Origin of the sequence: Pseudomonas sp. 2,4-D, assembly GCF_030418155.1 — a bacterium.
Classification (GTDB): Bacteria; Pseudomonadota; Gammaproteobacteria; order Pseudomonadales; family Pseudomonadaceae; genus Aquipseudomonas; species Aquipseudomonas alloputida.
On record NZ_JAUHUI010000015.1, the window covers coordinates 66308 to 92683 of the forward strand.

Consider the following 26376-nt stretch of genomic DNA (forward strand, 5'->3'; position numbering starts at 1 on the left):
TGTCGCGGCTACCGTATTCGCGGGTAAACCCGCTCCTACACCTGATCGGGGTGGACACACATCGGTTTAGCGGCGAAGAGGCCCTGCCCGGCGAACTCAGTGCGGTCCGCGCGGGATGGTCTTGAGCAAGTCTTCGGGGCTGATATGCCCCACCACCTGGGCCACCGCGCTGCCCGGGGTCGGCAGGTCGATGATATGGCTCTTCATCTTGCCTATCACATGCATCTCGCACGGCTTGCAGTCGAACTTCAGGGTCAGCACTTCGTCACCCTGAATCAGCTGCATCGGTGCCACCTTGGTACGCACACCGGTCACGCCCTTGGCCTGCTTGGGGCACAGGTTGAAGGAGAAGCGCAGGCAGTGCTTGGTGATCATCACCGGCACTTCGCCGTGTTCTTCATGCGCTTCATAGGCCGCATCGATCAGTTGCACACCGTGGCGGTGGTAGAAGTCGCGGGCCTTCTGGTTGTATACGTTGGCCAGGAACGACAGGTGCGACTCGGGGTACACCGGCGGTGGCGTGGTCTCGGCCTTGCGCCCGCCACGCGGATGCGCCTGCACGCGTGCTGCAGTCAGTGCCTCGATGGCTTCGCGGCGCAGGGCCTTGAGCTGCGAGTTGGGAATGAAGTACGCCTGCGGGGCATCCAGTTCGATGCGGTCGGCGTGGTACAGGGTGGTGCCCAGCTGGCCGAGCAGGTCATGCAACTGCTCCAGTGCCTGCTGCGGCTTGTTGGCTACGCCGAATGGGCCGTCCAGGGCCACCTGCACGCTCACGCCTTCTTCACTGCTCAGGGTAAGCATCAAGCGTTGCTCGCGCAGGACGGCGTGCCACTCCACGCCGACCCGGCGTTCGGAGGAGGTGCGTTGCAGGGCCTGTTGCCAGTTGTGGTCGAGGTTGCGCGACAGCGGGTGGTTGGGCCGCAGCTTGTGCAGGCCTTCGGGCATTTCGTTGGGCTCGACGCGATAGCGGTAGCGCTTGTGGCCGTCTTCTTCGAATTCGCCACGCGGTTCGGCGATGTTGGCGCGGAAGCCCACCACTTCGCGTTTGACCAGCACATTGAGGCCGTCGCCGTTGGTCAGCGGTACGTCGGTCACCACTTGCATGTCACGCTTGCCGACCTTTTCCACTACGCCCACCGGCAGGCCGGTGAAGGTTGGCGAGTCGAAAGCGCCGATATCGACCTTGCGGTCGGTCACGAAGTAGTCGGTGCTGCCGCGGTGGAAGGTTTTATCCGGGTCGGGCACGAAGAAATGTTCGGTACGGCCGCTGGACGCGCGGGCGTACTGAGGACGGTCTTCAAGGATGGCATCGAGCTCTTTGCGGTAATGGGCAGTGATGTTCTTCACATAGCCCATGTCCTTGTAGCGGCCCTCGATCTTGAACGAGCGCACGCCGGCCTCGACCAGGTCAGCCAGGTTGGCGGTCTGGTTGTTGTCCTTCATCGACAGCAGGTGTTTCTCGAACGCAACCACGCGGCCCTGGTCATCTTTCAGCGTGTAGGGCAGGCGGCAGGCTTGCGAGCAATCACCACGGTTGGCGCTGCGGCCGGTCTGCGCATGGGAAATGTTGCATTGGCCGGAGAACGCCACGCACAGCGCGCCGTGGATGAAGAACTCGATGGCGGCATCGGTTTCGGCGGCGATGGCCCGGATTTGCTGCAGGTTCAGCTCCCGCGCCAGTACCAGTTGCGAGAACCCGGCCTGGTCGAGGAACCTGGCCCGTTCCAGGGTGCGGATGTCGGTCTGGGTGCTGGCATGCAGCTCGATCGGCGGGATGTCCAGCTCCATCACCCCAAGGTCCTGCACGATCAGCGCGTCAACGCCGGCGTCGTACAGCTGGTGAATCAGCTTGCGCGCCGGTTCCAGCTCGTTGTCGTGGAGGATGGTGTTGATGGTGGTGAACACGCGTGCATGGTAGCGATGGGCGAACTCGACCAGCTCGGCGATATCGCTGACTTCGTTGCAGGCGTTATGGCGCGCGCCGAAGCTCGGGCCGCCGATGTAGATGGCGTCAGCGCCGTGCAGGATCGCTTCACGGGCGATGGCCACGTCACGGGCAGGGCTGAGCAGTTCCAGGTGATTCTTTGGAAGGGACATGTCGTTATATTTTCGGGCTGTCACGGTTTAGGCGGGCATTGTAGCGGTGAAACGGGCTGGCGGCATCATTGGGGTGCCGAGAGGTGCGGGATTGGCTGCGGGTACGCGCAACTGTGGAAGCGGCCTTGCGTCGCGAAAGGGCCGCAGAGCGGCCCCGGCGATTTTGCGGTCAATCAACGATGTCGGGGGCGCTGCGCACCCCGACAAGCGCAGCTCAGCGCTTGGCAGCCATCGCCGTCACTTCCACACGCATGCCTTCAAAGGCCAGCGAAGCCACACCCACCGCCGCACGCACCGGCCAGGGCTTGCTGAAGAAGCGCTGGTACACCTCGTTGAACGCCGCGCGGTCGGCCATGTCGGTCAGGTAGATGGTCAGGTGCAGCACGCGGTCCATGCCGCTGCCGGCCTTTTCCAGGGCCACTTTCAGCGCCTGCAGGGTGCATTCGCTCTGCTCGACGATGCCGCCCAGCTCCAGGCTGCCGTCGGCGTGGGTCGGGATTTGTGTGGTGACCAGCACGCCGTTGTACTCGGCAACGTCCGAGGAAATCGACTCGGCGTCCGGGTCCGGGGTGTAGATGATGTCTGCATGTGCCATGGTGTGTCTGCCTTGCAACGGAAGGAAAACGGCAAGCCTACGCGAGCGCACCAGCCCGGTCGAGGGTGCCTCGGCGTTTGAAATGCGCGGCGTTCGCCGTCAGAATCGCGGGCGATTGCAAAACCAGAGGTTTACGTTGAACGAACAGACTTTGTCCAGGCGCCTGGAGCGCGTGGCCGCCCATGTACCGCAGGGGGCGCGCCTGGCCGACATTGGCTCGGACCACGGCTACCTGCCGGTGGCCTTGATGCTGCGTGGCGTGCTCGAGGCCGCTGTAGCGGGTGAAGTGGCACAGACGCCATTCGCCTCGGCACAGCGCAATGTGCGCAGAAACGGCCTGCAAGAGCAGGTAACCGTGCGCCTGGCCGATGGGCTGGCAGCGGTCGAGCCGCAAGACCGTATCTCGGTGGTGAGCATCTGCGGGATGGGCGGCGACACCATGTGCGAGATCCTCGAGGCCGGCAAGCAGCGCCTTGGCGGCGTCACGCGCCTGGTACTGCAGCCCAATGGCGGTGAGCGCGAACTGCGCCAGTGGCTGGCGGGCAATGGCTACCAGATCGTCAGCGAGGAACTGCTGCGGGAAAACCGCTTCGATTACGAGATTATCGTCGCTGAGCCGGGCAGGGGGGTGTATAGCGCTGAACAGCTGTACTTCGGCCCCGTGTTGATGCAGGAAAAAAGCGAGGCGTTTGTGGTGAAGTGGCGGCGCATGCTGCGGCAGAAGCAGCAGACCCTGGCCAATTTCCAGCGGGCCCGCGATGCGGTGCCTCAGGCGAAGATCGACGATTTCAATCAGCAGGTGGGCTGGATCACCCAGGTACTGGGCTGACTCACTGCTGCGAGCAGTTGCCCATTTCCCGGTAGTCGATTTCGCGCTTCTGGCCCTGATGGTCGACGTACACCATGTGCGCGGTGCCAACCTGGCAGTCGGCGGCGTTGCTGGCCGGTGTGATGGAGATGACCTTGGCCACGTCCAGCGGCATGCCGTATTCATAGGTGCTGCTTGCGGGCTGGTTTTCGCCTGCACCGGCAAAAGCACCGAACGAGGTGAAGGCAGCGGTAATGGCAAGGACAGCGATCGAGCGTTTCATGACAGGCTCCTTTTTTAATGGATGGCTAATGATCTATTCATTGGTCATCCACAATAAATGGGCTAAACCGTGATAGATTCCTGCCTTTAATGCAGGAATAAAACAAGGAGCACCCCTTCATGGACATGCTGCATGCCATGCGTACCTTCACCCGTGTGGTGGAATGTGGCAGCTTCGCTGCAGCTGCCAATGCTCTGGATATTTCTGCAGCGCAGGTTTCGCGCATCGTAGCCGAGCTGGAGAACCAGCTGCAGACCCGCCTGCTGCATCGCACCACCCGGCGCTTGCGCATGAGCGAGGCGGGAGAGCGGTTTCTGGAGCGGGCGCGCCAGATCATGCTGTTGACCGAAGAAGCCGTGGGTGAAGCGCGAGGGGCGCACCTTACGCCTCGCGGTCATCTGCGTTTGCACTGCCCGCACGGCATGGGGCTGTTGCTGATGCCGCTGGTGGCTGGCTACAACACGCTATACCCGGAAGTGGTGATCGAGCTGACGCTGTCGCAGCGCAACCCCGACCCGCTGGCCGAAGGGCATGACGTGGTGATTACCGTGGACGGTGCCCTGCCGGATTCGCAACTGATCGCTGTGCCGCTGGGCAACATTTTCAGTATCCCCTGCGCGGCCCCCGGTTACCTGGATACCCACGGTGTACCGGAGCGCCCCGAAGACTTGCACGGCCATCGCTGCCTGCGCATGGCTTACCCGATGTACGAAGGCGACTGGGTGTTCCCGCAAGGGGTTGACCAGTGCGTGATCGCGCCAAACGACAGTTTCTCTACCAACGTTGCCGACGCCATGCTGGTGGCCAGCGAGCTGGGCATGGGCATTGGCCTGCTGCCGTTCTACACCGCCAGCGAGGCGATCGGGCAGGGGCGCTTGTGCCGGTTGTTGGCACCGTATCGGCTGCGGGAGAGTGCGCTGTATGCGATGTATCCGTCACGCCACTACCTGGACGCCAAGGTGCGCACCTGGATCGACTACCTCAAGGAGCAGCTGCCGGCGCTGTTCGAAGGGCATGCCAGGGTAGTGGATGATGCGCGGTATTGGCGCTGAGGCGAGAAGTTTGCCGCGGTGACATTCCTGTGGGAGCGGGCACGCCCGCGAACACCGGCAAAGCCGGTGCCAGGCACAGCGTCGCCCGCTCCCCCAAGAACCGCGTTGCATTTGCGTTACAGCGGATAGTTTTTCAATTCCCGTGCAATCAGCATGCGCTGGATCTCGCTCGACCCTTCATAGATCTGGGTAATCCGCGCATCCCGGTAGTAGCGCTCCACCGGGTAATCTTCCAGATAGCCGTATCCACCATGCACCTGGATGGCCATCGAGCACACCCGCTCGGCCATTTCCGAAGCGAACAGCTTGGCCTGTGACGCTTCCGACAGGCACGGCTTGCCGGCGCTGCGCAGGCGGGCGGCATGCAGAATCAGCAAACGTGCGGCGTTCACCTGCACCTGCATGTCGGCCAGCAGGTTGGCGATGCTCTGGTGTTCGTTGATCGGCTTGCCAAACTGTATGCGGTCACGCGAGTAGACCAGCGCCGCTTCGAATGCGGCGCGGGCGATGCCCAAGGCCTGGGCGGCAATGCCGATACGGCCGCCTTCGAGGTTGGACAGGGCAATGGCCAGTCCCTTGCCACGCTCACCGAGGATATTGGCGGCTGGAATGCGGCAGTTGTCGAAGGTCACTGCGCAGGTATCGGAGGCGCGAATGCCCATCTTGTGCTCGCTGCGGTCAACCTTGAACCCAGGGTTGTCGGTGGGCACCAGGAACGCCGACAGGCCTTTCTTGCCCAGCTCCGGGTCGGTCACTGCGAAGACGATCGCCAGGCCGGCACGGCGGGCATTGCTGACGAACTGCTTGGCACCGTTGATGACCCACTGGCCATCCACCAGCTCGGCGCGGGTGCGCAGGTTGTGCGCCTCGGAGCCGGCCTGTGGCTCGGTCAGGCAGAAGCAGCCAATCACCTCGCCGCTGGCCAGGCGAGGCAGCCACTGCTGTTGCTGTTCGGCGGTGCCGTAGGCCAGCAGCGGGCCGCAACCTACCGAGTTGTGGATGCTCATCATCGCTCCGGTGGCGCCGCAGCCGGCGGCGATCTCTTCCACGGCCAGGGCATAGGCGACATAGTCGGTGTAGCTGCCGCCGAAGTCCTCGGGCACCACCATGCCCAACAGGCCCAGTTCGCCCATCTTGCGCACCACGCCATCATCGATCCAGCCGGCCTTTTCCCAAGCCTGGGCATGGGGTGCGATTTCGCCACGGGCAAAGTCCCGGGCCATGTCGCGAATCATGATCTGTTCTTCGCTCAGTTCGAGGTCTTGCATCTGTGTACTCCCGGGCTCACAGGCCTTCGAAGAATTGTTCGACCCGCTGGCTTTGCAGCGCGGCCAGGGTCGGCGGGTTCCAGCGGGGCTGCTTGTCCTTGTCGATGATCAGGGCACGCACGCCTTCGATGATGTCGCCGTGCTGGAACCACTGGCGGTCCAGGTGCAGTTCCATGGCAAAGCAGTCGTCAATGCTCAGCTCGCGCCCCCGGCGCAGCATCTCCAGCGTAACCGCCATGGCCAGAGGCGAGCGGGTTTCCAGCTGATCGGCGGTGGCCACTGCCCAGGCGTGGCTGTCGCCAATGCTCACCGCACGCAGTTGCTCGACAATGGCTGGCAGGTCGGGCAGGGCGAAGAAGTGGTCGATGGCCGGGCGCAGCTTTTCCAGTGGCGCATCATCCAGTGTCTGGGTACCGAGCCTGGCCAGCAGGTTTTGCAGGTCCTTGAGCGGGTGGTCGCTGAAGTCGAGCTGGTCGAGGCCCCGGTCGAGGGCTGCGAGCTGGTCGCTGGCCAGGTACCAGTCGGCCAGGCCGCAGTACAAGGCGTCGGCCGCCTGGATCTGGGCACCGCTGACACCCAGGTAGATGCCCAGCTCGCCGGGGATGCGCGAGAGGAAGTAGCTGCCGCCCACGTCCGGGAAGTAGCCGATGCCGACCTCGGGCATGCCCAGCCGGCTGCGCTCGGTGACCACCCGCAGGTCGCAGCCCTGGGCCAGGCCCATGCCGCCCCCGAGGGTGAAGCCGTCCATCACTACCAGTATCGGCTTGCGGTAGCGGTGGATGACCAGGTCGAGGGCGTACTCTTCGACGAAAAAGGTTTCATGCAGCGTGTCGCCGGCCTTGAAGCTGTCGTGCAGCGAGCGGATATCGCCACCGGCACAGAAACCCTTGGGGCCTTCGCCGCGCAGGACCACGGCGCGTACGTGCGGGTTGTCGGCCCACTGGTCCAGGTGCTGACGCAGGCTGCGCACCATGTCCAGGGTCAAGGCATTGAGACCGGCTGGGCGATTCAGGGTCAGATGGCCGATCTGGTTACGGACCTCGGCCAGTACATGGTCGGTTGCTGCCGGGGTATGAGCGTGTGCAGTCATTGCGTTCTCCCTGCTTTGTTATTGATTTTCCAAGTGAAGTCTGGAGTTCGCTGGAGGATCGCAGGATCCTGGCATGCGAATTTGCCTTGCACAATCGACAATTGTGCAAGGGTACCGTGCGTTTTTACCTTGTGTGAGGCCAGCGTGCGCCTGTGGAGCAGCCTTTACCCCCACGGGATTTCGTCCCCCGATTCGGGGGAACCTGCTGGGGGATCCTCCCCAATCCGTTGCGGTTGATCATGCAACTTGCTGATAAACATGAAATTTTTCTTCTGGCACACACCTTGCTCCAGCTCCCCGCAGAGATCCTGTGTCCCGGAGGTGCAGCATGTCGACGCCGCTGAAAGGCCCCATCCTGTCATCACTTGTACTGGCCTTGCTTGGCTGGGAAGCAACCAGCGAGGCGGCTGTGCAGTGCCAGCGCACCCTGGTCGCCAACGTGGTGGCACTGGATCAGCCACTGATGTTCAACCGCCTTGGCGCGCAAAACGCCAACGGCATGATGTTTGCCCTGCGCGAGGATGTGGTGGACGACAAGCTCGTCCCGCTGAGCATGGGCGGGGCCGCAGTGCCGGGCAAAGTTACCCTGCGCCCGGACAAGCGCCCGCGGCCTATCGTGCTGCGCGTGGCGGCCGGTGACTGCCTGACGGTCAACCTGACCAACCTGCTGGCCTACCAGGCCAACCCCAACAAGCATGGCATCGACCACGAGGAAACCGAGGTCGAAGGAGAAGAAGAGGAAGGGCCGGAAATCGAAGTGGAGAACGAGGGCGGTGAGCACTTCGTGGCCGACGAGCAGGTCAGCGACCGCCACGTGGGCTTCCAGGTTAACGGCATGCAGGCCGTCAACAGCATTGGTGACATCGCCGCCAACACCGGGCGCAACGGCAATTTCCTGGTGTCGCCGGGCAATACCCGCAGCTACACCCTTTACGCCGAACGTGAGGGCGCTTTCGCGGCAACCAGCCAAGGCGCCACCTTTGGTGGCGAAGGTGGCGCCGGCAACGTCGCCAATGGCTTGTTCGGCCAGGTGGTGGTGGTGCCCAAAGGGGGGCGCACTTACCGCAATACCCTCACCGAAGAAGAAATGCGCCTCGCTACCACCGGGCGTACCGCCACCGGCCAGCCGGTGATCGACTACCAGGCGCGGTATCCGCAGGCCGAGCCCTGGCTGAGCGAGGGCAAGGCCGGCAAGCCGATCATCGCCATGACCGATGGCAACGAGATCGTCAACAGCGAAACCGATGCCATTGTCATGGGGCCTAACCCGGACGGCAGCTTCCCGCGTTCTACCTACCCGCTGGAAAATATCAACAAGCGCAACCCTGCGCTGCCCAATCGCCTGGAAGCCTTCCGCGATTTCGCCTCGCAGTTCGCTGACGAAGTGGCCGCCACCCAGGCTTTCCCCGCCTACTGGGCGGACCCGGTGATGGGCCATGTACTGGAGCCGACGCGCGATTCGTTCATGATCAACTACGGCTCTGGCGGCATGGGCGCCGAGGTGGTGGCCAACCGCCTGGGCGTGGGCCCGATGCACGACTGCCTGTCGTGCGCCTACGAAGAGTTCTTCCTCAGCGCGCATACCGTGGGCGATATCGGCACGCTGGTGGATGTGCCGGCCAACGTCGGCCTGGAGCATATCCGCCCAGGCGAAGTTCCACCGGCCAGCGCCATCGGGGTGAAAGCCAGCATGGCGCTGTACCCTGCCGAACCTGCCAACGTGCACCACAGCTACATCGGCGATTTCACCAAGTTCCGCAACACTCACAATGGCCATGAACAGCACATTTTCCACCTGCATGGTCACCAGTGGCTGTTCAACCCCAATGACGATAACTCCGACTATATCGACGCCCAGGGTATCGGGCCGGGCATTGGTTATACCTATGAAATTGCCAACGGCGGTTCGGGTAACCGCAACCGGGTAGCGGGCGACGCCATCTACCATTGCCACTTCTACCCACACTTCGCGCAAGGAATGTGGGCAATGTGGCGGGTACACGATACCTTCGAGGAAGGTACCCGGCTGGAAGTGAGCGGGCAGGGTGACAACGGTTTCCACGCTACGCCGTTCGCCCTGCGCAGTGGCAAGCCGGCAGCTGGCGCACGGGCCCTGCCGGATGGCGAAATTGTCGCCGGTACGCCAATTCCGGCCATCGTGCCGCTGCCAGGCAAGGCCATGGCGCCGATGCCGGGCAAGGTGGTGGTGGTGCCCAAGTTATCCGAAGCACTGGTCGCTGCTCACGACGATGACGAGGACGGCGAAGACGAGGGCGATGACGAGCATGCCAATGACGCCCCCGTGCGCAAGGCTGTCGGCTCACTGGCGCTGGTCGACCGCAGCGATGCCAACCGCAATGCCGATGGCAGCTTGAAAAACCCCGGCTATCCGTTCTGGATCGGTGGCATGGAAAGCAGTGTCGGTAACCGCCCGCCAACCCCGCCGCTGGACATGCTTGACCCGGCCCTGGCGCAACAGCTCAAGGACAGCGGCAAGGCCCTGTGGGCCAACCTTGACCCGAACCAGGTCGATGGCTGGGACGGTGGCCTGGGCCGGCATGCGCTGGACGGGGTGTCTGCCGGCGGCGAAGCGCAGACCACCACCACCAAGCTCGACTTCTCCAAGGTGGTGCACAAGGCCAAGCCGATCTACATGCCTGAAGAAGGTACCGATGTCGAACAGGCAGCGATGGAGTTCCACGCCAAGCCCGAACACCCAAGCTTCGCCTTGATCCCCGGCAGTCAGCCGGTAGCCAAGGCATTCCGCACCAACGGTGCGCTGCCTACGGCAGGCGCGCCATTCTACGAGCCCTGCATGGACGATAGGGGCAAGCGCCTGACCCAGACGTCCGGCATGGGCGAGTTTGTCAGCGGTGAAAGCCTGACCGGCATGAACTTCCGTGGCACCTCGACGTTCACCGCCGACCGGCCGCGCATCTACAAGGGCGCCAACATCCAGTTCGATGCGGTGTACAACAAGGTCGGCTACCACTTCCCGCAGGCGCGTATCCTTGCGTTGTGGGAAGACGCCTGGCCGATCATCACCAAGCAGCGCCCGCCAGAGCCTCTGGTGATGCGCATGAACACCTTCGACTGCGCGATGTACACCCACACCAACCTGATCCCGTCGGTCTATGAAATGGACGACTACCAGGTACGCACCCCCACCGACGTGATCGGCCAGCACATCCACCTGCCCAAGTGGGACCTGACCGCCGCCGACGGCTCGGCCAATGGCTGGAACTACGAAGACGGTATCCTCTCGCCCGGTAGCGTGGTGGAACGGGTGCATGCCATCCGTGCCTACAACGACTGCACCGAGGGTGACAGCCGTGACGGCACTGCTGCCTGCCCGAAAGCCAGGCAGCACCCGTACTTCGGCCGCTTTGGCCGGGCTGACTGGCTAGGCGCACGTACCGCCATGCAGCGTTGGTTTGCCGACCCCCTGGTGAACGTCCACAACGTGGACCGTGGGCTGGGCACCATCTTCACCCACGACCACCTCGGCCCATCGACCCACCAGCAACTTGGGCTTTACGCCACCGTATTGGCCGAACCTGCCGGCTCCACCTGGTTCCACGCCGAAACCGGCGAGAAGCTCTACAACCCGGCCACGCGGCAGGATGGTGGGCCAACTTCCTGGCAGGCGGTGGTGCAGACCGGCGACCATGATGGCGATGGCAAGAACGACAGTTACCGCGAGTTCTTCCTGGAGTACAGCGACTTCCAGCATGCCTATGAAGCCGGCGTGTATGTGGGGGCCGGTCCCGACGGCGTGCCAAATGGCCAGGCGTATCCGCCTACTGCCGACAGCTTCCGCTACGCCATCAACCCGCCCGTGCGGCAGAAGGCTTCCAACCTGCTCGAATCGGTGGTGGAGTCGCGCGGCGGCCTGAGCCCGGGCTGCCCAAGCCGGCCATGCCCGCAGGCGATCTCGGTGGATGACCCTGGCATGTTTGTCGTCAACTACCGGAACGAGCCCTTGGCGCTGCGCGTGTTCGACCCGAACAAGGTCGGCCCCGACGGCAAGCGCGGCATGCAGGCAGACGGCCTGGGTGGCGACCTCAGCTTCGCCTTGCAGAGCCGTACCGACCGTGCCATCCCAGCCATGAACATGGCGCCCTCGGCGATCACCTCGGCAGTCGGCCCCACCGGTGGCACCACGCTGTTCCCGCCGCACATCAACAAGGCCGGCAGCGAGCCTGGCGACCCGTTCACGCCGATGCTGCGCACCTATTCGGGTGATAACGTTCGCCTGCGCCTGCACGCCGGTGGCTATGAAGAGGAGCACAACGTCACCCTGCACGGCGTGAAATGGCTGCAGAACGGCTCGGGCTTTGGCGGCAGTTCGAACTCGGGCTGGAAGGCCTCGCAGATGATCGGCATTTCCGAGCAGATGGGCTTCATGTCGCCGGTGTCGATGATTTCCAGTTCCGCGGCTACCAACGGCGATTACCTGTATTCCATGGACGCGGCGCTGGAAGGCTACTGGAACGGCATCTGGGGGGTGATGCGCAACTACACCGCGCAACGCCAGGACCTGTTCCCGCTGCCAAACAACCCGCAGCCAGTGGCCATGCGCAACACCGTGAACTTCGACGGCATCTGCCCGAAAACCACGGCCAACGCAAACGGAATCGGTACGCGTCCCACGGTCAAGCGCAGCTATGAGATCGTTGCTGCGCTGGCCAACGACATCCTCGAAAACCGTAATGGCGTGAGCATCAATGACCCGGCCGGTGTCGGCCAGCATGTCGGCGCCCCGCTCAAGGCCAATGGCGGCACTTTGGTGTTCAACAGCCGCAACACCAGCATCCCGCAGGTGACGGTGGTCGACGAGGAGGACGGTACCACCTTCACCGTGGGCGGCCATAGCGCTCCGCTGCATGATCCTACTGCCGTACTGTACGTGCGCAAGGCCGACCTTGACCCGGTCAGCGGCAAGCTCAAGGCGGGTGTACCGGTAGAACCGCTGGTGCTGCGCGCCAATGCTGGCGACTGCATCAGCATTACCCTGGAAAACCGCCTGCCGCTGGTCATGCCGGACCTGCCCAGCACCGCAGTGATGCAGAACGTGGTCAAGCGCGACCGCTTCGACAGCGAGGGCTCCACCGCCTTCAACAACAACCTGATGCGGCCGTCCAGCCATGTCGGCCTGCATGCGCAGTTACTGGCCTACGACATCACCAAGTCCGACGGTGCCAATGTGGGCGCAAACCCGGTACAGACCGTGCCACCGCGAGCTGGCAACAGCGGTGCTTATCCAAGCCGGGTGTACCAGTACTACGCCGGCCACTTGGAGCGTGAAGGCAAGCCGACCCTGCAGCTGGGCCGCACGGTGGACAACATAAACACCACGCCTATCGAGTTCGGCGGCCTCAACCTGACCCCGTCGGATTTCATCAAGCAGCCGCAAAAAGGCCTGGTTGGTGGCATGAGCATTCTGCCGCAGACCGCCACCTGGACCGAGGACGCCGCCAGCCGGGCACAGGCCACGGTGAAGGTCAGCGGGCAGCCCGACTACCGCGACCTGGTGACCGTGTGGCAACGCTCGATGAACATGCGCTGGGCTGACGGCCGTCCGGTCGAAGGCATCGCCACCGAAGGGAACGGCGTGCCGGGGGATCCGAAGGACAACGGCAACATGGCCATGAACTACAAGACCGAACCGCTGTGGTTGCGCTTCGGCCTGGCGCCGGATGCACCCTTCGGCCATGCCGATGGCTTTGGCTTCGCCGATGTACCCAACGCGCACATGGCCTACAGCAATGCCTTGGTCGGTGGCGACCCGCAAACCCCGGTGTTGTACGCCAAGCCTGGCCAGCCGGTACGCAGCCATGTGCTGATGCCCAGTGGCGGCAGCCGGGGTATCACTTACCAGCTCGATGGCCACCTGTGGCCCCTGCACAACTACCAGGCCGAGAAGAACGATGCGGACGGTTACCCGATGAAACTGTCCGGTATCGGTTCGGTGCGCTTTGGCTACAACCCGATGGCCATGTACATCGGCGCGCAGGAAAGCGTACTGCCAGCGGCGCACTTCAGCTTCATGCTGCCGAGTGCCGGCGGGGCCAACGCGGTGGCGGGTGACTACCTGTTCCGCGACTACGCCGCCTTCGGCAACGTTTCGGGGCTGTGGGGGATCTTGCGGGTGACCAATGAAGCGCCGCCGGCAACGGCCCCGGCGCAGTGACGGAAGGGGAACGCGAGCATGAACAAAAAGACTCGCCCTGCTTACTTGGGGGTAGTGCTGGGGGTAGCGCTGATCGGCCTGGGCGTGGCGTACGAAAAGCTATGGTGCGACCCGCGCGAGTTGTTGCAGGAACGGGGCGGCTCGCAGGCCTTGCACCGGCTCAGCCGGGACGGCGTGACCGTGGAGTTCGAGGCCCGGCCATTGGCCGGCGGCGAGCTGAAGGAGGGCGGCTTCGCCAACATCCGCTTCAAGCTCAGCGACCAGACCAGTGGCCAACCGCTGTCGGGCATGGCCCCGGGGGCGTGGATCGACCCGGCACAGTCGGCCCCGGCAGGGGACCGCGAGCAGAGCTGCAAGGCGCGGGTGGCGCTGTTTCTCAAGAGCAGCATCGGGGCCCGGCCGCTGCTCGACCTGAACAGCTACTTCTTGCTGATGCTGAACAATGACGCCAGCCTGACAGTGATCGACCCGACGGTGTCGGTGGGGGGCGTGACCAGCACCATGGCCCGCATCGAGCTACCAGGGCGGCCCATGGACTGGGCGGCCACCAGCGACGACAAGCAGGTTTTCGTGTCGATACCCGAGCGGGGCAAGGTCTCGGTGATCGATACCGAAACCTTTACCCGCGTGGCCGACCTGGACGCCGGCGACCAGCCGCTGCGCGTGGCCTTGCAGCCGGACCAGCATCGGCTGTGGGTTGGCAACAACAGCAGCGACCCGGGCAAAGGCGGGGTAACAGTGATCGACGTGCCGGGGCGCAGCACCATGAAGCACTTCAACACCGGTACCGGGCACCACGAAATCGCCTTCAGCGCCGACTCGCGCTATGCCTACGTCAGCAATCGCGACAGCGGCACCCTGAGCGTCATCGACATCCCGGAAATGCGCCTGGCCAAGACCATCAAGGTGGGCCCGCACCCGCTGTCGGTCAGCTATTCGGCGTTGTCCCAGGCCGTGTACGTGGTCGATGGCGAGGAGGGCAGCGTACGGGTGTTCGATGCCCGCAGCCATCAGCTGCGCCACACGGTCCAGGCCGAACAGGGCCTGGGGCCGATGCGCTTCAGCCATGATGGCCGCTACGGCATCGTGCTCAATACCCTGGAGAACCAGGCCCTGGTCATCGACGCCAGTACCGACAAGCTGATCCACCACATCCCGGTGGCGGCCGAACCGTACCAGCTGACGTTCACCAAAGGCTATGCCTATGTGCGTGGCCTGGCCTCGCCGAAAGTGAGCATGATCAATCTGGCCAGCCTGGGCGAGGGGCGTTCGCCCATCGTGCAAGGCTTCGAGGCGGGCCCGGCAGCGCCGCGCCAGGCCGGTGACCTGCCATTGGCCCAGGGGCTGTCGGTATCGCGTGATGACAATTCGGTGTTCGTGGTCAACCCGGTGGACAACAACACCTACTTCTATGCCGAAGGCATGAATGCGCCGATGTCCGGCTACAACAACCGCGGCCACCAGGCCCGCGCCGCCATCGTCGTTGACCGCAGCCTGCGCGAAATGGCCCCCGGGGTGTATGGCTCGACGGTGAAGCTGCCCGCCGCCGGCAAGTTCGACGTTGCCTTCCTGCTCAACCAGCCGCAAATCATTCATTGCTTCAGCACCGAGGTGGCCGCAGGGAGCGATGCCAGCAAACGCAAAGGCGCGCGTGCCGAGTTCATCGGCCTCGACCAGCCGCTGCCGCAGCACAGCGACTTCACCGCGCGGGTACGGATTGTCGGTGACGACGGGCAGCCGCGCCTGGGCCTGAACGACTTGAGCCTGCGCTACTTCCTGGCGCCATCGTCAATGCCGCGCAACCTGCAGCTGCAAGAGGTGGGCGAAGGTGTCTACCAGGCGGCGCTGAACTTGCCTGAAGCCGGTGCCTGGTACCTGCATGTGCAGTCGCCCTCGTTGGGGCGCAAGTTTGCCGAAGAAAACTACACCAGCCTGCGCGTTCTGCCGGCTGCTGCAATCAACGCCTCCCAGACTGACGTGAGGAATGTGCGATGAACGCCAAGCCTGCTTGCACACTGTTGGCCCTTAGCCTGGCATTCGCCAGTCACCTGGCCATGGCCCACGCCGGTCACGAGCATGACGGCCATGCCGGGCAGCCCCCGGCGGCGCATCAGGAAAAGGCCAGTGTGCGTTTTGCCGATGTGTCGCTGCTGAACCAGGAAGGCATGCCGGTACGCCTGGAGAAGGACCTGGTGGGTGACCATCTGGTGGTCATGGGCTTCATTTACACCAGCTGCACCACGGTATGCCCGGTGGTGTCGTCGATCATGGGCAAGGTCCAGCAGCAGCTGGGCGGCCGGGTAGGCGAGGAGGTTCGCCTGGTGTCGATCAGCGTCGACCCTCAGCGTGACGACGCCAAGCGCCTGCAAAACTATGCCAAGGCATTCCAGAAAGGGCCGGGCTGGAGCTGGCTGACCGGTACCCCGTACGCCATCACCGAAACCCTGAAGGGGCTGGGCAGCTTCAACGCCGACCTCAGCCAGCACCCGCCGCTGATACTGGTGGGTGACGGGCGTAGCGGGCACTGGACGCGTTACTACGGCTTCACCGACCCGGGCGTATTGATCGAAGAAATCAACCGCCTCAGTGCGCGCCGGGTGCATGCCAAGAGCACTGCCATAGCCGACCATCACGAGGTGCAACCATGAGCACTGCAACCTCCCACCGCGCTGGCATGCGTGCATTCGACTGGCTGGTGTTGGCTGGCTGCCTGTGGATCCTCTCGTCGGTGGCGTTCGCCCACGAAGGCCATGCGCCGCAAGCCCCCGAGCCGCAGCCGGCACCGCAGGCGATGGCCAGTGGTGGCGGTACCCGCGACGCCAAGGCCTGGTTCACCGACACCGTGCTGAAGGACCAGAATGGCCGCGAGCTGCGCTTTTACAGTGACGTGCTCAAGGACAAGGTGGTGATGCTCAACGTGATCTTCACCCACTGCACCGATGCCTGCCCGCTGATCACCCGCAAGCTGCGCGAGGTGCGCGAGGCCATGGGGCCAGCGCTGGCCGGCCAGGTGACCTTCGTGTCGATCAGCAGTGACCCGCTGAACGATACGCCCGAGGCGCTGAAGGCGTTCGCCGCCAAGCAGGGGGTGGATGGGCCGAACTGGCTGTTCCTGACCGGTGACAAGGCCAATGTCGACCTGGTGCTTGGCCGTATAGGGCAGTTCCTGCCGAGTCCCGAGCAGCATTCGACGCAGCTGATTGCCGGTGATGTTGCAGGTAAACGCTGGAGCAAGATTCGCCCGGATGCACCGCCAGCGGCGATTGCCCAGCGCATGCAGCTGTTGACCCAGCCGCTGGCCGGTCGGTGAGTATCATGGGCCGCCTGGGGAATTGGCCTCTGTGGCATCACCTGTTGTGGGAGCGGCCTTGCGTCGCGAAAGGGCTGCGCAGCAGCCCCGGCAGTGGCAGCTTGAGCGCAGAAAGAGGGGAGCGCTGCGCGCTCCATTCGCGACGCAAGGCCGCTCTCACAGGGCTTGCGATATGGCTCACATGCGTGCTTGGCATGGCATCTTCGACCTCAGCCCTGGCCCTGGACCTGACCGACCACGAACAAGCCGGCAAACGCCTTTACCGCGAGGGCGTTTCCAGTAGCGACGCTCAATTGCAAGCTCGAGTAGGCGCCAGCGATATCACAGTCCCCGCCAGCGTGCTGCCCTGTGCCAGTTGCCATGGCAACGACGGCCGTGGCCGTGCCGAAGGTGGTGTTCGCCCGCCAGGCCTCGACTGGCAACGCCTGGCACTCGGCCAGGGCCCGCGCGAGGCCAACGGCCGTCGCTATCCGGCCTACACCGACAGCAGCCTGGCGCGGGCCATCCAGCAGGGCATTGACCCGGCTGGCAATCGCCTCGACCCGGCCATGCCACGCTTTGAGTTGACCTTGGCCGACCAGCGCAACCTCACCGCCTATCTCAAACGCTTGGCCGATGAACGCGACCCTGGTGTGGAGGAGGGCGTGCTGCGCCTTGGTACGCTGCTGCCTGCGAGCGGTCCGCTGGCCGAAGCCGGGCAGGTGGTGCGTGCCGTGCTGGAAGACGGCGTGGGTCAACTCAATCAGCAAGGCGGCATTCACGGGCGGCGCCTGGAACTGGTCGTACTAGACCCAGGTTCCGACCCGGTCAGTGCCGAACGCGCCTTGCAACAATTGCTTGAGCAAAAGCGGGTGTTCGCCCTGATCACGCCATTGGCGCCCATGCTCGACCAGCGCCTGACGACCTTGCTGGCGCCACAGAACGTGCCGATGGTCGGCAGCACCCCGCGCAGCGGCGGCAGCGCACAGGTCTTCGACCCGCTACCCGGCTTGCCCGAGCAATTGCTGAGCCTGGCAGCGCATGCCCGTGTGGCGCTGGGCTTGGCCCCGGATGGGTTACGTGTGGTGTATGCCGGTAACGAACAGGCCGCGCTGGCCGAGCAGGTGCGCGAGCGTTTACGACAGCAGGGCTGGGCGCCACCCGCTATCCAGGCGTTCGACGGCCAGGCGGTGGACGGGCAGGGTATCGTCTTCCTTGGCCGCGCCCAGGCCTTTGCCGAGTTGGCGGCGGCGTTGCAGGTGGCCGGCCGCGAGCCCTACCTGTTCGCTGCTTCCAGTCAGGTTGCCAGCGCTGTGGCGCGCTTGCCGGCGCAGTGGTCGCAGCGGCTGTTTCTGGCCTACCCCTACGTGCCTGAGGACTGGACCGAGCAAGGCCTGGCTACGCTCGCCGGGCTGCAGCAGCGCCAGGGCCTGGATCCGCGTCAGGCGTCATTGCAGGTCAATACGCTGTGCGCGTTGCGCCTGCTGAGCGAAGCGCTGAAGCAGATTGGTCGGGATGCCAGCCGCGAGCAACTGATCGCTGCGCTCGAAGGCCTGCACGATGTGCCCACCGGCCTGACCCCGGCACTGGGCTTTGGCCCTGGTCGCCGCCAGGGCATGGCAGGTGCCCATGTGGTGGCGGTGGCCCTGCCCGGACCGCGCTTTACTTCGGTCAGCCCCTACCGGCCAGTGCCGGCCAGCCCTTGAGCGGAGGTTGTCATGCGGATCGTGTGGTTGTGCCTGTTGCTGGTGCTGACCAGGGCGAGCTGGGCCGATGTACCGGCGGCGCGGGTCAATGGTGTCGAGATCGGGTTGATGCGCCTGGAGCGCTACTTCAGCGAGTACCTGGACGCCCAGGGGCGGGCGGTGACCAGCATCCGCAACCCAGGCCTGTACAAACGCCTGCGCGACCAAGCGTTGGACGAGCTGATCGACAAGGAGCTGTTGTGGCAGGAAGCGCAACGCCAAGGCATTGCCGTCAGCGATGAACAAGTGTCGGCGCAGGTTGGCGAGATAGAAGCGGCATTTGGCAGCCCGGCGTTATTCGAAAGGCGACTGGCAGAGGCGGGCTTCGACAGGGCGCAGTACACTGAATACACCCGGCATGAGATGGCGGCCCAGCAAGTGTACGCCCTGCTCAGCGCAGTCGACGCGCCGAGCCAGGGCGAAGTGGAGGCATTTTATGATGCCAACCAGGAGAGACTGCAAGGAGCGCAGAACCAAAGTGATAATCCATCGGTCATACGCGAACACGGCCTGGCCTTGGCCAGGGCAGCGCTCATCGGGCAGCGGGAGGCGCAGGCGCGCCAATCCGTGCGCCAACGTTTGCGCGAGTCCGCTAAAGTGGAAATCGCCGACTGAGGCCGTTGAGGGCGCTTCCCCCAATGCTGGGGAATTAAGGTTTGGCAATGTGCCATCATTTTCCCCGCTTTTGGGGAACGGGTTGGGTGTGCTTGTTCAGCGTCTGTCGGTTGCTGGCAGGCCCTTAGTAAAATCAGTGGTTTACAGTGGTGCAACATGATTATTCACGCCTGGCACGAAGCCTGCTCAAGTCTCTACAAGGGCGTACTTCGCAGACCGGGAAACCGGGCAGTTCTTGGGAGTCGACCTTGGTGAACAGAGTATTGGTAGTCGATGACGAACAGACTCTTGCGCAGAACCTGCAAGCGTACCTGCAGGCGCAAGGCCTGGAAGTTCATGTTGCCCACGACGGTGCCAGTGGTATCGAACAGGCTGAAAGCCTGGCACCGCAAGTAGTTGTGCTGGATTACCGCCTGCCCGACATGGAAGGTTTTCAGGTTCTGGAGGCTGTACGCAAGAACAGGCAATGCCACTTCGTGCTGATCACCGCCCACCCCACCGTCGAGGTGCGTGAGCGGGCCGCCGAACTCGGAGTGAGTCACGTCCTGTTCAAGCCGTTCCCACTGATGGAGCTGGCGCGTGCGATCTTCGACCTGCTGGGCATCGAGCGCCGGCGCAGGGCCACGGACAACCCGGCCGAAGGGTTTGTCGAACGACGCCAGAACAGGAACGAATCGTTCCCCCTGCAGTTGTACGATGGAAGCTGGGTGCTGGCCGACCGCCGCCGTAACGGCGCCAAGCCACCAGGGCCCGACGACGATCAACTGCTCACAGGGGAATAGCGGCGCCCGCACCCCTGGCCGAGCCAGCCTGCGACGCGCCCCTGAGCGGAGTCGCAGGCCATGCCAGAAGCATTCGATGCAACCTCGGAATCTGCAAAGCCTGCACTGACGTCTTCGCGGGCATGCCCGCTCCCACAGGATGTATGCAGCCCACAGACCTGTGATGTACCTGTGGGAGCGGGCATGCCCGCGAAGAACCCAGCAAAAATTTCCGCCTACCCCCGCGAACTGCTGGCCCAGGCCCGCCTGCAAGCCACTGACGAGCGCCTGCTCGACTGCCTGGAACGCCTGACCTGCGACACCCCCGACACCTTCACCCGGCGCCTTGGCCTGACCCTGCATTACCCGGTACTCGACAACCACAGCCTGCTGGCCAGCACCCCACGCTTCGACAAGGTGGCCTTGGCCCAGTGCCTCAAGCGCGAATGTGTGCTGATCGAGCAAGGCGGCCAGTTGCTGGGCGTGTTCGCCGACCCCTTCGACCCCGCTCGCCTGGCCTGGATCGACGACGTACTGCAAGGCGCGCCGCTTTACCTGGCCCACGCCGCCGACCTGGCCACCTTCCTGGCCCGTCATGAAGAAAGCTTCCACGCAGTCGATGCCCTTGACCACGACGCCGAAGCCAGCAGCGAGGGCGACCCGCTGCAACGCCTGTCGCTGGCCAGTATCAGCGAAGATCAGAGCCGCGTGGTCAAGCTGGTTAACTCCACCCTGTACGACGCCCTCAAGCTGCACGCCAGCGACATCCACCTGGGCATGACCGGCCAGGGCCTGACCATCAAGTACCGCATCGACGGCGTGCTCAACGGTGCCGGCAAGGCCAGTGGCAGCGCCTTCGCCGACCAGGTGATCTCGCGCATCAAGGTCATGGCCGAGCTGGACATCGGCGAAAAACGCGTGCCCCAGGACGGCCGCTTCAAGGTGGCCGTGGGCGACCGGCAAATCGACTTTCGGGTGTCGATCATGCCTAGCATCTTCGGTGAAGATGCCGTGCTGCGGGTGCTCGACAAGCAGGACTTGTCCGACCGGGTCAGCGGCGTGCAGCTGCAAGCTTTGGGCTTTGCCGACGAGACCTTGCGCGCCCTGCGCCGGTTGGCGGCAGAACCCTACGGCATGATTCTGGTTACCGGCCCTACAGGCAGCGGCAAGACCACCACCCTGTACGCCATGATCAGCGAGATCAACCATGGCGTGGACAAGATCATCACCATCGAGGACCCGGTCGAGTATCAATTGCCCGGCGTGCTGCAGATCCCGGTCAACGAGAAGAAGGGCCTGACCTTCGCCCGCGGCCTGCGCTCGATCCTGCGGCACGACCCGGACAAGATTCTGGTCGGCGAAATCCGTGACCCCGACACGGCCCAGATTGCCGTGCAATCGGCACTCACCGGTCACCTGGTGTTCACCACCATCCACGCCAACAACGTGTTCGACGTGATTGGCCGCTTCAGCCAGATGCAGGTCGACCCCTACAGCTTCGTTTCCGCGCTCAATGCGGTACTGGCCCAGCGCCTGATTCGCCTGGCCTGCCCGCACTGCGCCACGCCCTGCGAACACGATGACGACACCCTGTATGGCTCAGGCCTGACCCGCGAGGGGGTGGCCGGCTGGACGTTCGTCCGCGTCAAGGGCTGCGGCCACTGCCGTGGCAGTGGTTACCGCGGCCGCAGTGCCATTGCCGAACTGCTGCACCTGGATGATGACCTGCGGCAAATGATCGTGGAGCGCCGCCCGCTGGCGCAGATCAAGACGCTTGCCTGCCAGCGCGGCCTGCGCCTGCTGCGGGCCTCGGCCCTGGACCTGGTCCGCGATGGCCGCACCACCCTTGAGGAGATCAACCGTGTCACATTCATCTGACCGTTACTGCGCCGTATTGGGCGCCGAGGGTGTCGGCCTGGGTCGCTGGCACAAGAACCACCACCAATGGCTGGGCAGCCGCGCGTTCAGCAGCGACGTCGCCCAACCGGCCTGGGAAGCTGCCGTCGATGCACTTGCTGCGCTGTTGGCCGAGCATGCGGTACGTGGCGCCCAGTTGCGGGTGCTGCTGTCGGCCCGCTACAGCCGCTTCTGCCTGGTGCCCTGGAGTGACGCCATCGGCCACCCTCGCGAGCTGGACGCCTATGCCCGCGCTTGCTTCGAAAACCTCTACGGGCAGCCGTTGGACGACTGGCGCATCGTGCTGTCACCGGAGCCTGCCGGTGCCGCGCGCATTGCCACGGCGCTGCCCGAAGCCTTGCTGCAGCGGCTGCAGGCACTGGGCCGGGAAAGCCGCCTGAGCCTGCGCTCGGTGCAGCCATACCTGATGGCTGCCTACAACCGTTGCTGGTCACAGCTGGAGCAGGGTGACTTCCTGTTCGTGCTGGCCGAGCCGCGCCGCAGTGTATTGCTGCTGGCCGCCGGCGGTGCCTGGCAACAAGTGCTGGCGCAAGGCTGCGCTGACAGCGACCAGGCCCTGCAAGCGCTGATCGAGCGTACCTGTGAGCTGTACGGCGAGCACCTGCCGCGGGTGTACCTGCATGCCCCGGGCCGCTGCGACGTGCCGCAACTGGCGGCGGTGCAATTGTGCCAGCCAGCCAGCGAAGCCGACCCGCTGTGCGCCATGTGGCGGGCGGTGGCCTGACATGCGCCGCCTCGACCTGGAATTCCAGCCACGGCGCAGCGGCCCGCTGGTTTGGTCGCTGCTCGTCCTTGCCTGCGCCATGGTCGCCGGCCTGGTGCTGCTGCAGCAACGCTTGCAGACCGAGCAAGTGGCGCTGGAAGCCAGCGTCCATAGCCTGGAACTGCAACTGGGCCGCCGCCCGGCCATCGCACAACCCAAGAACAGCGCTGCCAGCCGGGAGCAGGCTGAGCGCCTGGCACAAATGCGCAGTGTGTCGCAGCAACTGCAACGCCCTTGGCAGCAACTGTTCGCCATGCTTGAAGCCATGCCGCAGGACGACGTCGCGCTGCTCGGCCTGACGCCGGATGCGCGCAAGGGCCAGGTGCGCATTGCCGCCGAGGCGCGCAACCTCGAAGCGATGCTGCAGTACCACCAGCGCCTGGAAGCCAGTGATGAGCTCAGCGACGTGTCGCTGCTCAACCACGAGGTACTCGCTGCGCGGCCCGAGCACCCGGTGCGCTTCACCCTCACCGCCACCTGGGAGACCGGCCATGCGCGCCCTTGAATCGTTCAGCAGCCTGATCCTCCAGGAGCGCCTGCGCGTTGTCGGCCCGGTAGGCCTGGCTGCCGTAGCCGTAGGCCTGCTCGCCATTGGCGTGGGGTGTGCCGGCGTGCTGCCGCAATGGCAAAGCGTACGCGAACTGCGTGCCACCGAAGCGCAGGCCAGCGAACAGGTAGGGCGTGTCAAGCGGGGTGAGCTGAAGATTGCGGTCCAGCCCGAGCAGCAGGCCCTCGACAGCCTGCGCCAGCAACTGCCCGGTCAGCCCCAGGCCAGCGAGTTGATCGAGCGTCTGTACCGTCTGGCCAGCGCCGAGCGCATCAGCTTGGCCCGCGGTGAATACGCGTTGGGTATCGACCCCAAGACCCAGCTGGCCCGCTACCAGATCGTGCTGCCAGTGCGCGGCAGCTACCCGCAGATTCGCGGCTTTATCAAGGGGCTGCTCAAGCAACTGCCGACGCTGGTGCTGGAAGACCTTGAGCTGCAACGCAAGCGCATCGGCGACAGCGAGCTCAATGCCCGCCTGCGCATGACCCTTTACCTGTCGAGGTCATGATGAACACACAACGTGCAGTCATCTGGGCCGGCTTCCTCGGTGTGAGCGCGGCGCTGGCCTGGGCACCGGACCATTGGTTTGGCCAGGACGATGGCGTCGCGGCCTTCGCGGGTAAACCCGCTCCTACAACAGAAAGCGCTGCGCCCATTGTAGGCGCGGGCTTGCCCGCGAAAGGGCCGGAACAGGCCTCCCGCGACCTGTTCCCAACCCAGCAATGGACCCAACCCAAAACCCTGGCCACGGTCACCGAACAACCCGTGATGACCGCACCTGTCGTCGCCGCGGCCCCGACGGCCCCGGAACTGCCTTTCCAGTTCATCGGCCGCATGGGTGACCGCGACGACCTGCAGGTCTTCCTGCAGAGCGGCGAAAAACTCTACGTCGTGCGCCAAGGCGACGTGATCGAAGACACCTATCGCCTCGATCGGGTATCGGCCAGCGAGCTGAACCTGGTCTACCTGCCTTTGCACCAGTCGCAGACCTTGTCTGTCGGGAGCGCACCATGAAGTCGTCAAAGCTGTGCAAGCCTGCTCCGTTTCTGCTCGTGGCGCTGTGCGTGGCCATTGCCGGTTGCGGCTCCAGTGCGGTTCGCCAGGACAGCGACCAGTTGATGAAAGAGGGCCAGTACGAGGCCGGCATCGCCCGCCTGGAAGAGGCCCTGCGCGACGACCCGCGTGATACAGAGCTGAATATCGCCCTGGCCCACAGCCGCCAGGCGGCGGTCGAGGCCTTGATTAGCCAGGCCGACAGCGACCGCGTCCGCCATGACTTCGCCAATGCCCGAATGGGCTATGGCCGGGTGCTCACCCTGGAGCCGAACAACCGCCGCGCCCAGGAAGGCATTCGCCAGCTGGAGCTGATCCGCACCCTGGACGAACGCGTAGCGCTTGGCCAGGCGGCGCTGCGCCAGGGCGACCTGTTCGGGGCCGAACGCTACATGCGCGAAGTCTTGCGTCTGGACCCGCAGAACCAGAAGGGCATGACCCTGCGCAGCGACATCGAAAACGTGCAGGCACGCACCGCGCAGCCGTACCCGCAATTGCGCAGCAAGCTCGAGCGGCCGGTCACCCTGGAGTTTCGCGATGCCAACCTGAAGACCATCTTCGAAGTGCTGTCGCAGGTGGCCGGCATCAACTTCATCTTCGACAAGGACCTGCGCCCGGACTTGAAGGCCACCATCTTCGTGCGCGAGGTGCGCATCGAGGACGCGATAGCGCTGCTGCTGGAACAAAACCAGCTGCGCCAGAAGATCGTCAACGACAACACCTTGATGGTCTACCCCGACTCGCCGCAGAAGACCAAGGACTACCAGGAACTGGTCATGCGCACGTTCTACCTGACCAGCATCGACGCCAACACCGCGTTGAACATGGTCAAGACCATGCTCAAGACCCGCGACGTGTTCGTTGACGAGCGCCTCAACACCCTGACCATGCGCGATACTCCGGATGCCGTGCGCATGGCCGAGAAGCTGCTGCAATCGCAGGACCAGTCCAACCCCGAGGTGGTGCTGGAAGTGGAGGTGATGGAAGTGGCCACCTCGCGCATCCTCGACCTTGGCCTGCAATGGCCCAACACCTTCGGCGTGCTGAGCGACGATGGCAACCCGGTCAGCGTGCTCGACCAGCTCAAAGGCATCAATTCCAGCCGCATCAGCATTGCGCCGGCGCCGCAGGCCAAGATCAACGCCCAGGACAAAGACATCAACACCCTGGCCAGCCCGGTGATCCGCGTCAGCAACCGCGAGCAGGCGCGCATCCACATCGGCCAGCGGGTACCGATCATCAGCGCCACCTCGGTGCCGTCGACTCAAGGGCCGGTCATTACCGAGAGCGTCACCTACCTGGACGTCGGCTTGAAGCTTGAAGTGCAGCCCACCGTGCACCTGAACAACGAAGTGGCGATCAAGGTGGCGCTCGAGGTCAGCAACGCCACCCCGCTGGAGGCCACCCGCCAGGGCACCATCCCGGTCCAGGTCGACACCCGCAACGCGCAGACCAGCCTGCGCCTGCACGACGGCGAAACCCAGGTGCTGGCCGGCCTGGTGCGCAACGACCACAACGCCAGTGGCAACAAGATTCCCGGCCTTGGCGACATCCCGGGCCTGGGCCGGCTGTTCGGCAGCAACAAGGACGACATGAGCAAGAGTGAGCTGGTGCTGGCGATCACCCCGCGCATCGTGCGTAACCTGCCGTACCAGAGCCCGTCGGACATGGAGTTTTCCACGGGCACCGAGTCGGCCATGCAGGTGCGCCAGATGGCGCCACTCCCGCCGATGGACGTACCTGGTAATGCGCCGACCACCGATGAACCGGTCGTGGACAGCCAGATGGCGGTCGCCCCGGTCAACGGGAGCCCACGGCCATGAACGCCCGGCGTCGCATGCACGGCTTCAGCCTGATCGAGGTGGTGCTGACCCTGGCACTGCTCGGGTTGCTCGCCAGCATGGCCGCGCCGCTGACCGAAACGGTGGTACGCCGCGGCAAGGAGCAGCAACTGCGCGAGGCGCTGTACCAGATTCGCGACGCCATCGATGCCTACAAGCGGGCCTTCGACGCCGGCTACATCGAGAAACGCGTGGACAGCAGTGGCTACCCGCCGAACCTGCAGGTGCTGGTAGAGGGCGTGCGCGATGTGCGCAGTGCCAAGGGCGCCAAGTTCTACTTCCTGCGGCGCATCCCGCACGACCCGCTGGTGGCGGCAAAGGATGAAGACGAAGGCGGCTGGGGCCTGCGCGCCTACGACAGCAGCCCCGACAACCCGCGCGAGGGCGAAGACGTGTTCGACGTTTATTCCAGGGCCCGCGGCAAAGGCCTGAACAATATCCCTTACGGGCAATGGTGAC

General features: G+C 64.4%; 21 protein-coding genes. 16 read left to right on the forward strand and 5 right to left on the reverse strand.

Features of this window, described 5'->3' with window-relative positions:
• Nucleotides 1–96 precede the first annotated feature (96 nt).
• A complete protein-coding gene (locus tag QYE47_RS13300; RefSeq protein WP_014590768.1) occupies nucleotides 97–2097 on the reverse strand; it encodes a U32 family peptidase in 2001 nt (666 codons plus the stop codon).
• Between the two features lie 214 nt (nucleotides 2098–2311).
• A complete protein-coding gene (locus QYE47_RS13305) occupies nucleotides 2312–2692 on the reverse strand; it encodes a RidA family protein (RefSeq protein ID WP_004577524.1) in 381 nt (126 codons plus the stop codon).
• Nucleotides 2693–2828: 136 nt separating this feature from the next.
• Here QYE47_RS13305 and QYE47_RS13310 point away from each other — a divergent pair, with 136 nt between their 5' ends.
• Nucleotides 2829–3521, forward strand: coding sequence for a tRNA (adenine(22)-N(1))-methyltransferase TrmK (locus QYE47_RS13310; protein WP_014590769.1), 693 nt, complete (start codon nucleotides 2829–2831; stop codon nucleotides 3519–3521).
• A gap of 1 nt (nucleotide 3522) precedes the next feature.
• Here the strand turns inward: QYE47_RS13310 and QYE47_RS13315 are convergent, their stop codons facing one another.
• Nucleotides 3523–3783: a DUF2790 domain-containing protein gene (locus QYE47_RS13315; protein ID WP_019437650.1), complete on the reverse strand. Its 261-nt coding sequence runs from the start codon at nucleotides 3781–3783 to the stop codon at nucleotides 3523–3525.
• 119 nt (nucleotides 3784–3902) lie between these two features.
• On the opposite strand from QYE47_RS13315, the gene QYE47_RS13320 reads away from it, so the two are divergent.
• A complete protein-coding gene (locus QYE47_RS13320; RefSeq protein ID WP_014590770.1) occupies nucleotides 3903–4835 on the forward strand; it encodes a LysR family transcriptional regulator in 933 nt (310 codons plus the stop codon).
• A gap of 116 nt (nucleotides 4836–4951) precedes the next feature.
• Here QYE47_RS13320 and QYE47_RS13325 read toward each other — a convergent pair whose 3' ends face one another.
• Together QYE47_RS13325 and QYE47_RS13330 are read right to left on the reverse strand one after the other, a co-directional pair.
• Nucleotides 4952–6103 (reverse strand): acyl-CoA dehydrogenase family protein, encoded by a 1152-nt coding sequence (locus QYE47_RS13325; RefSeq protein WP_014590771.1) that lies wholly within the window; start codon nucleotides 6101–6103, stop codon nucleotides 4952–4954.
• 16 nt (nucleotides 6104–6119) lie between these two features.
• Nucleotides 6120–7193, reverse strand: a complete 1074-nt coding sequence (locus QYE47_RS13330) for an enoyl-CoA hydratase/isomerase family protein (protein ID WP_070383960.1) — start codon at nucleotides 7191–7193, stop codon at nucleotides 6120–6122.
• Nucleotides 7194–7521: 328 nt separating this feature from the next.
• Here QYE47_RS13330 and mnxG point away from each other — a divergent pair, with 328 nt between their 5' ends.
• The 14 genes from mnxG (at nucleotide 7522) to QYE47_RS13400 (ending at nucleotide 26375) form a co-directional block, all read left to right on the forward strand.
• Complete coding sequence (gene mnxG, locus QYE47_RS13335) at nucleotides 7522–13386, forward strand: manganese-oxidizing multicopper oxidase MnxG (RefSeq protein ID WP_070383959.1); 5865 nt, start codon at nucleotides 7522–7524, stop codon at nucleotides 13384–13386.
• A gap of 18 nt (nucleotides 13387–13404) precedes the next feature.
• Entirely contained in the window at nucleotides 13405–15381 is a 1977-nt protein-coding gene (locus QYE47_RS13340) for a cytochrome D1 domain-containing protein (RefSeq protein ID WP_070383958.1), read from the forward strand.
• Entirely contained in the window at nucleotides 15378–16034 is a 657-nt protein-coding gene (locus QYE47_RS13345; protein ID WP_014590775.1) for an SCO family protein, read from the forward strand. The genes QYE47_RS13340 and QYE47_RS13345 overlap by 4 nt, the downstream gene beginning before the upstream one ends.
• Nucleotides 16031–16696: an SCO family protein gene (locus QYE47_RS13350; protein ID WP_014590776.1), complete on the forward strand. Its 666-nt coding sequence runs from the start codon at nucleotides 16031–16033 to the stop codon at nucleotides 16694–16696. Before QYE47_RS13345 ends, QYE47_RS13350 begins: the two co-directional genes overlap by 4 nt.
• A gap of 194 nt (nucleotides 16697–16890) precedes the next feature.
• On the forward strand, nucleotides 16891–18381 hold the full coding sequence (locus QYE47_RS13355) for an ABC transporter substrate-binding protein (RefSeq protein WP_237141823.1): 1491 nt from the start codon (nucleotides 16891–16893) through the stop codon (nucleotides 18379–18381).
• Between the two features lie 12 nt (nucleotides 18382–18393).
• The gene (locus QYE47_RS13360) at nucleotides 18394–19035 is read left to right on the forward strand and encodes a SurA N-terminal domain-containing protein (protein WP_014590778.1); all 642 of its coding nucleotides are present in this window, start codon (nucleotides 18394–18396) and stop codon (nucleotides 19033–19035) included.
• Between the two features lie 248 nt (nucleotides 19036–19283).
• Nucleotides 19284–19817 (forward strand): response regulator, encoded by a 534-nt coding sequence (locus QYE47_RS13365; protein ID WP_019437656.1) that lies wholly within the window; start codon nucleotides 19284–19286, stop codon nucleotides 19815–19817.
• A 183-nt stretch (nucleotides 19818–20000) separates the two neighbouring features.
• Nucleotides 20001–21674 (forward strand): GspE/PulE family protein, encoded by a 1674-nt coding sequence (locus QYE47_RS13370; protein ID WP_070383956.1) that lies wholly within the window; start codon nucleotides 20001–20003, stop codon nucleotides 21672–21674.
• Entirely contained in the window at nucleotides 21658–22437 is a 780-nt protein-coding gene (locus QYE47_RS13375; RefSeq protein ID WP_070383955.1) for a hypothetical protein, read from the forward strand. The genes QYE47_RS13370 and QYE47_RS13375 overlap by 17 nt, the downstream gene beginning before the upstream one ends.
• 1 nt (nucleotide 22438) lies before the next feature.
• The gene (locus QYE47_RS13380) at nucleotides 22439–22981 is read left to right on the forward strand and encodes a pilus protein (RefSeq protein WP_014590782.1); all 543 of its coding nucleotides are present in this window, start codon (nucleotides 22439–22441) and stop codon (nucleotides 22979–22981) included.
• Nucleotides 22968–23531, forward strand: coding sequence for a type 4a pilus biogenesis protein PilO (gene pilO / locus QYE47_RS13385; protein ID WP_014590783.1), 564 nt, complete (start codon nucleotides 22968–22970; stop codon nucleotides 23529–23531). Before QYE47_RS13380 ends, pilO begins: the two co-directional genes overlap by 14 nt.
• The gene (locus QYE47_RS13390) at nucleotides 23531–24037 is read left to right on the forward strand and encodes a hypothetical protein (protein ID WP_014590784.1); all 507 of its coding nucleotides are present in this window, start codon (nucleotides 23531–23533) and stop codon (nucleotides 24035–24037) included. Before pilO ends, QYE47_RS13390 begins: the two co-directional genes overlap by 1 nt.
• The gene (locus tag QYE47_RS13395) at nucleotides 24034–25899 is read left to right on the forward strand and encodes a secretin N-terminal domain-containing protein (protein ID WP_014590785.1); all 1866 of its coding nucleotides are present in this window, start codon (nucleotides 24034–24036) and stop codon (nucleotides 25897–25899) included. The genes QYE47_RS13390 and QYE47_RS13395 overlap by 4 nt, the downstream gene beginning before the upstream one ends.
• Nucleotides 25896–26375 (forward strand): type II secretion system protein, encoded by a 480-nt coding sequence (locus QYE47_RS13400; protein ID WP_014590786.1) that lies wholly within the window; start codon nucleotides 25896–25898, stop codon nucleotides 26373–26375. Before QYE47_RS13395 ends, QYE47_RS13400 begins: the two co-directional genes overlap by 4 nt.
• Nucleotide 26376 lies beyond the last annotated feature (1 nt).